Below are 5,343 nucleotides of genomic sequence, written 5' to 3'. Positions count from 1 at the left end.
CGCCCATGCGCAGGATCGACTTGGCGAACAGCTCGTTGGCCGAGGCCGACCCCGAGCCGTTGACGTTGGCGAACTTGATGACGAAATCGTTGACGGCTTCGATCTGCTTCACGCCGGGCTTCATGCCGCTTTCCTTGTCTTTTCGTGGCTGTCCCTGCAGGCCGGTCCCGCATGGGTCATCTGGATGAGGAACTTCTGCATGTCCCAGGCCCCGGTCGGGCAGCGCTCCGCGCACAGGCCGCAGTGCAGGCAGACGTCCTCGTCCTTGACCATCACGCGGCCCGTCTTGAGGCTGTCGGACACGTACAGGTCCTGGGCGAGGTTCAGCGAGGGCGCCGTGAGGCGGGTGCGCAGGTCGGGCTCCTCGCCGTTCTGCGTGAACGTGATGCAGTCCATGGGGCAGATGTCCACGCAGGCGTCGCATTCTATGCAGGCCGCCTCTGCGAACACGGTCTGGACGTCGCAGTTCAGGCAGCGCTGGGTCTCGCGATAGGCCATTTCACGCGCGAACCCGAGCTCGACTTCGAGTCGAACATCCTTCAGCGCCTCGGCCTTCCCGCGCAGCGGGACCTTGTAGCGACCGTCATTGGCTGGGTCGTTGTCGTAGCTCCACTCGTGGATGCCCATCTTCTGGCTGACGAGCGTGGTCATGGGCGCAGGTCGCACGGCCACGTCCTCGCCCTTGCAGTGCTTGTCGATGGAGATCGCCGCGTCATGGCCGTGGGCCACGGCCCAGATGATGTTCTTCGGGCCAAAGGCGGCGTCGCCCCCGAAGAAGACGGTCGGCGCGGTGGATTGAAAAGTGACGGCGTCGACCTTGGGCATGCCCCATTCATCGAACTCCACGCCGATGTCGCGTTCGATCCAGGGAAAGGCGTTTTCCTGGCCGACGGCGATCAGGACATCGTCGCATTCGAAATGCTGATCGGGCTCGCCCGACGGGACCAGCCGGCGCCGCCCCTTGTCGTCGAACTCGGGCCGAACCTTCGCGAAGGTGACGCCGGTCAACTTGCCTTCCTCGTGGGTGAAGGCCTTGGGGACTAGGTAGTTCAGGATCGGGATGTCCTCGTGGATCGCGTCTTCCTTCTCCCAGGGGGAGGCCTTCATCTCCTCGAAGCCGGAACGGACGATCACCTTGACGTCTTCGCCGCCCAGCCGACGCGAGGTGCGGCAGCAGTCCATGGCGGTGTTGCCGCCGCCGAGCACGATGACCCGCTTGCCGATCTTGTCGACGTGCTCGAACGAGACGTTGGAGAGCCAGTCGATGCCGATGTGGATGTTGGCGGCCGCCTCTTGTCTGCCGGGCAGGTCCAGGTCACGGCCGCGCGGCGCGCCGGACCCGACGAAGATCGCGTCATAGCCCTCGGCCAGCAGGGCCTTCAGGCTGTCGATGCGTTCGCCCAGGCGAACCTCCATCCCCAGGCCGGTGATGTAGCCGACCTCTTCGTCGATGACCTCTTCGGGCAGACGGAAGCGGGGGATCTGGCTGCGGATCATGCCGCCGGACTTCGTTTCGCCGTCAAACAGCGTGAGCTCGTAGCCGAGCGGGGCCAGATCGCGGGCGACGGTGAGCGAGGCCGGGCCAGCGCCTACCAGCGCGATCCGTTTGCCGTTGGAGACCGCCATGGGCGCTGGCATCATGCCCGCGATGTCGCCCTTGTTGTCGGCGGCGACGCGTTTGAGACGGCAGATGGCGACCGGCTCGTCCTCGACCCGGCCGCGCCGACAGGCGGGCTCGCACGGACGGTCGCAGGTCCGCCCAAGAATCCCTGGGAAGACGTTCGACTTCCAGTTGACCATGTAGGCGTCGGAGTATCGGCCTTCGGCGATCAGGCGGATGTATTCTGGAACCGGCGTATGGGCGGGACACGCCCACTGGCAATCGACAACTTTATGAAAGTAGTCAGGCCCCTCGGTACTGGTGCGCTGCACAACGGCTTCCTTCCACAGACGCCGTTCTCTCGCGGATGCGCAGACGAGGGCCAATGAAAGCAGGCTCGCCTACCGCGACGCAGCGTTCTACAGGATGGTAGGACCGGTTCGGACCGTCAGCCAATACATTTCTTGACCAAAATGAACCCCCGCCTTGCATTCGGTAACTGATCGTCACCTCTCGGCGACACTCCCAGATCTGGACCGAGGGCGTGGCCTGACGCTCAACATGGCGTGATGTGAGGGGGTTTCGACGCTTTAGGCGCCGCTGGCGCTTGGTTTTGCGTTAAGCTTTGCCTAACGAATTCCCAGCTTAGCCACGGAGGTGTTTCGATGCCGAACCAAATGTTCGAAGTTGCGTCGCCGTTTGAAGACATCGACCTGTCTGAGGGCATGTTCGAAGGGCTGGTTGAGGACACGCTGGACGCGCAGTCGTTGGAAATCAACGCGCGCCGGGCCCTCGTCGAGAACGCGGAAAGCCTGCGTCTAGCTCGCTCGCTCTAAGCTGCGACTCATAGGGGGCGGCGAATTCACCGCGCCCACTCTAGTTTCTTTGATCTTGGAAGCGCTACGCCCGCCGGGCGAGGCGCATTTTGGCGTCCGATGTGGCGACGGGCGCGCCTTGACGCGCGCCCGTCCCGACCTTAGCCGGCCGCCAATTCGGCCTTACGCTGGCGACGCCGACGCTGGAGGATGTGCTCAGTATAGCCGTTCGGCTGCGTGCGCCCCTCGAAGACCAGTTCCAGCGCGGCCTGATAGGCGATGCTGGCGGCCGGATCGGTCGCCATAGCCTGGTAGAGCGGATCGTTGGCGTTCTGGCCGTCCACGACCTTGGCCATACGGCCGAAGGTTTCGCGGACCTGTTCTTCCGTGCAGATCCCGTGGTGCAGCCAGTTTGCGATGTGCTGGCTGGAGATCCGCAGGGTCGCGCGGTCTTCCATCAAGCCCACGTCGTGGATGTCCGGGACCTTCGAACAGCCGACGCCCTGGTCGATCCAACGGACCACATAGCCAAGGATGCCCTGGGCGTTGTTGTTCAGCTCTTCCTGGACGTCGGCGGCGTTCCAGTTCGAGTGGGCCAGCGGCGGGGTGAGCAGATCGTCCAGGCCGGTGGCGCCGGCCGTGCCCATCGAGGCTTGAAGCGCCGGCACATCGACCTCGTGATAGTGCAGCGCATGCAGCACGGCGGCGGTGGGCGAGGGGACCCAGGCGGTGTTGGCGCCGGCCTTGGGGTGGCCGATCTTCGCGGCCATCATGGCCTGCATTTGGTCGGGCGCCGCCCACATGCCCTTGCCGATCTGGGCGCGGCCGGGGAATCCGGTGGCCAGGCCGATCTCGACGTTGCGCTTCTCATAGGCCGGCAGCCAGGGCTCGGCCTTGATGGCGTCCTTGCGGACCACGGGGCCGGCTTCCATGGCGGTGTGGATCTCATCGCCGGTGCGGTCAAGGAAGCCGGTGTTGATGAACACAATCCGATCACGCGCGGCGTGGATGCAGGCCGCGAGGTTGGCGCTGGTGCGGCGCTCCTCATCCATCACGCCGAGCTTGACGGTGTTGCGCTCCAGGCCAAGCGCGTCTTCGACCAGGTCGAACAGGCGCACGGCCAGGGCGACCTCGTCGGGTCCGTGCATCTTGGGCTTCACGACGTAGACCGAGCCGGCCGGGCTGTTGAGCCGGCCGCCTTTCAGGTCATGCAGCGCGGCGGTGACCGTGATCAGCGCGTCGACGGCGGTCTCGAAGACCGTCTCGCCGTTGTAGCGCACCGCGTCCGTGGTCATGTGGTGGCCGACATTGCGCACCAGCATCAGGCTACGGCCACGCAGGGTCAGGTCGCCGCCGCCCGCGGCGGTGTAGCGACGGTCGTCGTCCAGGCGGCGGGTTTCTGTGCGTCCGCCCTTGGCGAAGCTGGCCGAGAGATCGCCGCGCATGAGGCCCAGCCAGTTGCGATAGACGCCGACCTTGTCCTCGGCGTCCACCGCGGCGACCGAGTCTTCGCAGTCCTGGATGGCGGTCAGCGCCGCCTCGACGAGCACGTCGGCGACGCCGGCGGGGTCGTCCTTGCCGATCGAGTGTTGGCGGTCGATTTGGATCTCAAGGTGAAGGCTGTTGTGACGCAGCAGGACGCCTTCAGGCGCCTCGGCGCCGCCGCGCCAGCCGACGAACTGCGCTGGGGTCGCGAGGGCGGCGTTCTGGCCGTTGTTCAACGCCACGACGAGCGCGCCGTTCGCCACGGTGTAGGAGGTCGCGTCCACGTGGGAGCCGGTCGAAAGCGGCGCGACGCGGTCGAGGAAGGCGCGCGCAAATGCGATGACCTTGCCGCCACGTTCGGTGTCATAGCCCTTCGCGCCGGTCGGCGGGGCCAGGGCGTCGGTGCCATAAAGCGCGTCATAGAGGCTGCCCCAACGCGCGTTCGCTGCGTTCAGAGCAAACCGTCCGTTCGAAACGGGCACGACGAGCTGTGGGCCGGCCAGGGTTGCGATCTCCGGATCGACGTTTTCCGTCGCGATCTGGAAGGCGCCGGGCTCAGGCAGCAGATAGCCGATTTCACGTAGGAACGCGATCTGCTCGGCGACGTCCACGGGGCGGCCGCGACGTTCGCTCCACCATGCATCTATTTGAACTTGCAGGGCATCGCGCTTCGCCAGCAATTCGGCGTTGCGGGGGGTGAAGTCGGCCAGGACCTGTTCAAGCGCGGTCCAGAATGCGGCGGGATCCACACCGGTTCCCGGCAGCAGCTCGCCCTCCACAAAGGCGTGCAGGATGTCGTCGACCGAGAGGGCGTTGCTGATGTCCATTTGCGTACTGGGCTCTCAATAAAAGCGTCCTACAGTCCGCCGCGTCGGCGACGGACCAATCGTGCAGGCCGCTTTACTGCACGGAAGCGCCTCGCTTTGAAGCCCCTAATCGGTGTTAGGCGAGTTCGGCGTCGAGCAGCTCGCCTCGTTCAGCTGTCCGAAAACCCGAACGGCGCGCTGGTCCGCCGGATGTCGTCGGAGAGGATCTGCCGGCCGATCGGCGGGGCGGATCTGGCCGTGCATTCAGTGCGATGGCAGAGCCGGCAGGTGACCCCGATCGGGGTCGCGGTCTCTGGCCCGAACCCCGGTCGATTCTGCGTGTAGATCAGCCGATGAGCGTGCTCGGCCGCGCAGCCCAGCGCGATGGCGCGCTCCACCTTCGGGGCGCCATAGGCCCCGCCGCCGGCCGTCACCGTGCGGGCGATCGAGAAGAACCGCTGGCCGTCCGGCAACTCCAGCCACTGGGTGACGATCTCGCGCGGCGTCTTGAACGCCTGGTGCACCGACCACAGCGGGCAACCGCCGCCATGACGGGCGAACGGGAAGCCGGCGCCGTCCAGTCGCTTGGAGACGTTGCCGGCTGGATCGACCCTGATGAAGAAGAACGGCACCCGCT

The 5,343-nt window shown here is 65.8% G+C and carries 4 protein-coding genes; 1 reads left to right on the top strand and 3 read right to left on the bottom strand.

The features are described from left to right. Positions 1-120: 120 nt before the first annotated feature. A complete protein-coding gene (locus Q7T84_RS17330) occupies positions 121-1,932 on the bottom strand; it encodes an FAD-dependent oxidoreductase (RefSeq protein ID WP_304811318.1) in 1,812 nt (603 codons plus the stop codon). A 333-nt stretch (positions 1,933-2,265) separates the two neighbouring features. On the opposite strand from Q7T84_RS17330, the gene Q7T84_RS17325 reads away from it, so the two are divergent. Beyond that, positions 2,266-2,436, top strand: coding sequence for a hypothetical protein (locus Q7T84_RS17325; protein ID WP_304811316.1), 171 nt, complete (start codon positions 2,266-2,268; stop codon positions 2,434-2,436). A 140-nt stretch (positions 2,437-2,576) separates the two neighbouring features. On the opposite strand, the gene Q7T84_RS17320 is transcribed toward Q7T84_RS17325, so the two are convergent. Together Q7T84_RS17320 and Q7T84_RS17315 are read right to left on the bottom strand one after the other, a co-directional pair. Continuing rightward, a complete protein-coding gene (locus tag Q7T84_RS17320) occupies positions 2,577-4,727 on the bottom strand; it encodes a malate synthase G (RefSeq protein WP_304811314.1) in 2,151 nt (716 codons plus the stop codon). Positions 4,728-4,876: 149 nt separating this feature from the next. Further along, positions 4,877-5,343 (bottom strand): DUF2083 domain-containing protein (locus Q7T84_RS17315; RefSeq protein ID WP_304811312.1); only part of this gene is annotated, 467 nt, incomplete at its 5' end.

This window comes from Phenylobacterium sp., from assembly GCF_030654915.1.
Lineage (GTDB): Bacteria > Pseudomonadota > Alphaproteobacteria > Caulobacterales > Caulobacteraceae > Phenylobacterium.
This window is presented reverse-complemented; position numbering and strand designations above follow the sequence as displayed.